At 73.0% G+C, this 3546-nt stretch carries 5 protein-coding genes; all 5 read right to left on the bottom strand.

What is annotated here, in order from left to right:
* On the bottom strand, positions 1-645 hold a 645-nt coding region (locus IE312_RS40460; protein ID WP_229899922.1), incomplete at its 3' end, for an LLM class flavin-dependent oxidoreductase.
* 169 nt (positions 646-814) lie between these two features.
* Positions 815-937, bottom strand: a complete 123-nt coding sequence (locus tag IE312_RS43805) for a putative leader peptide (protein ID WP_268254319.1) — start codon at positions 935-937, stop codon at positions 815-817.
* Between the two features lie 5 nt (positions 938-942).
* Positions 943-1752 (bottom strand): GNAT family N-acetyltransferase, encoded by an 810-nt coding sequence (locus tag IE312_RS16875; protein WP_189982584.1) that lies wholly within the window; start codon positions 1750-1752, stop codon positions 943-945.
* Positions 1753-1808: 56 nt separating this feature from the next.
* Positions 1809-2828 carry an ABC transporter substrate-binding protein gene (locus tag IE312_RS16870; RefSeq protein ID WP_189982582.1) on the bottom strand — a complete coding sequence of 340 codons (1020 nt, stop codon included), beginning with the start codon at positions 2826-2828 and terminating at the stop codon, positions 1809-1811.
* Positions 2829-2982: 154 nt separating this feature from the next.
* Positions 2983-3546, bottom strand: a 564-nt coding sequence (locus IE312_RS16865) for an amino acid ABC transporter ATP-binding protein (RefSeq protein ID WP_229899920.1), incomplete at its 5' end; no start/stop codon positions are given.

The raw sequence follows: 3546 nt of genomic DNA, 5'->3' as shown, positions 1-3546 counted from the left end.
GCGGCCCTCGAAGTCGATGTAGTGCAGCTTGTCCCGGTCGATGAACCGGCCGGTCGCCGCGTCCCGGATCTCGGCGTCGTCCTCCCAGCTGTCCCAGAGCCGGCGGACCACCTCCACGTAGTCGGCGGCCTCGTCGAACAGCTCGGTGATCGCCTCCCCCGCCCCGGGGGCGTCGAAGCCGTCGATCCGGGGGATGGTGCGCCGGCCGAAGTGGGCGGCCTCGTCCGGGCGGAACGTGGTCCGCACCCGCAGGCCCGCGCGTCCGGTGCTGACGTAGTCCAGGGTGGCGATCGCCTTGGAGATGTGGAACGGCTCGGTGTGCGTGGCCACCACGGTCGGGACCAGGCCTATGTGGCGGGTGAGGGGGGCGACGCGGGAGGCGACGAGGACCGCGTCGAGCCGGCCGCGCACCTGGTCCGTGCGCTCGTCCGGCGCGAGGAGCCGGGAGGACTGCGGGCCCAGGTCGTCCTCGAGGGTGACGAAGTCGAGCAGGCCGCGTTCGGCCTCGGTGATCAGGTCGGTCCAGTACCGGGCGGTGAACAGGTCCCGGGGGCGGGCGACCGGTTCGCGCCAGGACGCGGGGTGCCAGCCGGTGCCGTCCAGGGCGACGGCGAGGTGCAGGGGAACGGGGGAGGTCGAGGACACGTCGGTGCCTTCCTTGATGTCCGTACGAGAACACCGGCTCGCGGTGCCGGCGCGCGGCGGCCACGGGCGAGCGCGGCAGGGCTGGTCCCGGGCCGGGTCGCGGCAGGGCGGGACCCGGGCCGGGTCGCGGCGTGCGGGACCCGGTGCGGGGAACGGGCCGGGGAAAGGGTCAGTGGCGACAGAGCGCGGCGGACACGCGCTGGAGGTCTATGTGCGCCCGGGAGTGCAGACGGACGGTGCGGTACGGGTGCGGGACGAACGGCGTGTGCGCCTGCGGGGGCACTCGGGTCACGGCCGTCACCTCCCTGTGCCGGGCCCGTCGGGCCGGATCGGCGTCCGCCTGGCGGACCTCGTCACGACACCCAACGTCCGGCCGGCGCCGGTTGTTCCCGGGGTGCGCAGCCGCACGATGCGGGTGCGGCGGCGCAGGGTGAAGCCGAGGGACTCATACAGCCGGATCGCGGCCGCGTTGCCGGCGGCGGCGTGCAGGAAGGGTGTGTCGCCGCGGTCCCGGATGTCCGCCGCGACCGCGCGCACCAGCCGGGTCGCCAGGCCCCGGCCGCGGTGGGCGGGGTCGGTGCACACGGCGCTGATCTCGGTCCAGCCGGGCAGCCGCAGCCGCTGCCCCGCCATGGCGACCAGCCCGCCGTGGTGCCGGATGCCGAGATAGCCGCCCAGCTCGACGGTCCGCCGCAGGAACGGGCCCGGCCGGGTGCGGGCGACCAGGTCCAGGATCTCGGGCACGTCCCCGGGTCCCAGACGCACCGCCTCCGGGTCCGGTTCGGCCCGCAGCGCGGTGGCGACCAGTTGGACGCCCTCGCCCTCACCGAGCACCTCCCACCCGTCGGGGACCTGCCCGACGGGTTTGACCCGTACGGTGGCCGCCGGTCCGGCCAGTGTGTGCAGGTCGGCCCAGGCCGCCGGGTCCGCCGGGTCGGCGAGCGCCGCGAAGGCGTACGTCTCCGGCCGGTAGCGGGCCGCCCGGCCGTAGCGGTCGGCGAGGTGGGTGTGCGGGCCGGTGAGGGCGGCCCAGACGGGGTTGTCGAGGGCGGGGGCGCCGGGCAGGAGCGGGACCCCGTCTCCGCGGACGTCGGTCGGGTGGGCCACGGAAACGGAGTCCTCTCTGCGCCGGCAGGAGCGGTCGGCGACGGTGCGACGGATGATCAGGAGTTGGTCAGCGGCAGTCCGGGCGGGTTGACCTCCGCCTTCGCCACGGACTCGCTGGAGAGGTTGTACGCGGCCAGCCACTTGCCGTACTGCCCGTGCTCGATGAGGTAGTTGAGGGCCTCGGCGAGCGGCTCGGCGAGCCCGCTGTCCTTCTTGGCGGTGGCGGCGATCAGACCCTGGAGGGTCGCACCGGCACCGGAGAAGGTGCCCGCGTTGCGGGTCGGGTTCGGGGTGTTCGCGCTCTGCCGGGCGCGGTACGCGATGGCGGGGTTGGGGCCGAAGTACGCGTCGACCTTGCCGCTGCTCAGCGCCAGGTTGATGGCGTTCTGGTCCGGGAAGTACTTGACGGTGAGCTTCTTGCCCTCCTTCGCCAGCTTGGTCTTCCACTCCAGGAGGATCTTCTCCTGGTTGGTGCCGGCGCCCACGGTGACCGTCTTCCCGGCGAGGTTCTCGTAGTTTCCGTCGAAGTTCCAGGTGCTCTTCTTCGGCACCTCGAAGGCGAGGTTGTCCTTGCGGTAGGAGGCGAACTCGTACTTCTTCTTGCGTTCCTCGGTGACGGTGACGTTGGAGAAGGCCACGTCGACCTTGCCGCTGTCGACACCGACGAAGAGGTTCTCCCAGGTGTTGTTCCTGACCTCGGGCTTGAGGCCGAGCACCGCGGCCACCAGGCGGCCGAGGTCGGGCTCGGAGCCGGTGAGGGTCTTCTGGTCGCTGCCCACAAAGTTCAGCGGTGCGGACCCCGAGGGCAGGGCACCGACGCCGATGACGAGCTTGCCGCTCTTGCGGAGGGAGGCGGGCAGGTGGGCGCTGATCGACTTCACCTCGGAGACCTTCAGCGCGGTCTCCTTCGCGGCGCCGTTGGACAGCCGGCCCACGGTCACCGTGCCGGCCGTGTCGGTGGTGGTCGCCGCGTCGCTGTCTCCCCCGCAGGCGGCGAGTCCGCCGGCCAGGGAGAGGGTCACGGTCGCCGCGGTGAAACCGCGTATCAGGCTGCGTCGGGAGAACTGGCTGGGCATGGCTGTCCTTGTCGTTCGGGAAGGTCCGGGTCGTGCGGGGGTTGCGGGGGGGCTCGGGTCGTGCGCAGGGTGCGGGGGGAGGCGGGGGTTCAGGGCGTACGGGATGCCGGGGGGAACGGCACGGGGGCGGGCGGGTCGGCCGGCGGGTGGGCGGTCAGAGCACCTTGGCGAGGAAGTCCCGGGTCCGTTCGTGCCGGGGCCGGTCCAGCACCTGGCCGGGCGGGCCCTGTTCGACGATCCGTCCGCCGTCGATGAAGACGACCCGGTCGGCGACCTCGCGGGCGAACCCGATCTCGTGCGTGACGATGAGCAGGGTGGTGCCGCTGGTCGCCAGGTCCTTGATGACGGCCAGCACCTCGCCGACCAGTTCGGGGTCGAGCGCGGAGGTCGGCTCGTCGAACAGGATGATTCCGGGCCGCAGGGCGAGGGCGCGGGCGATGGCGACGCGCTGCTGCTGGCCGCCGGACAACTGCCGCGGGTAGGCGCCCGCCTTGTCACTCAGGCCGACCCGGCCGAGCAGTTCGCGGGCGAGTTCCTGGGCGGCCGGCCGGGCCAGCCTGCCGGTGGCGACGGGAGCGGCGGCGACGTTGTCGAGGACGGTCAGGTGCGGGAAGAGGTTGAAGTTCTGGAAGACGAAGCCGATCCGGCTGCGCTGGGCGAGGATGGTGCGCTCGCTCAGCTCCTTCAGCCGCTCCCCCTGCCGCTTCACCCCGATGAG

Origin of the sequence: Streptomyces capoamus (assembly GCF_014654935.1) — a bacterium.
GTDB lineage: Bacteria > Actinomycetota > Actinomycetes > Streptomycetales > Streptomycetaceae > Streptomyces > Streptomyces capoamus.
Note: the sequence above shows the minus strand (reverse complement) of the source record. Positions and strands in the feature narration are given on the sequence as shown.

Excerpts from the sequence above, each read along its gene's own strand:
- IE312_RS16870 (WP_189982582.1), bottom strand. The coding sequence starts at position 2,828 with ATGCCCAGCCAGTTCTCCCGACGCAGCCTGATACGCGGTTTCACCGCG.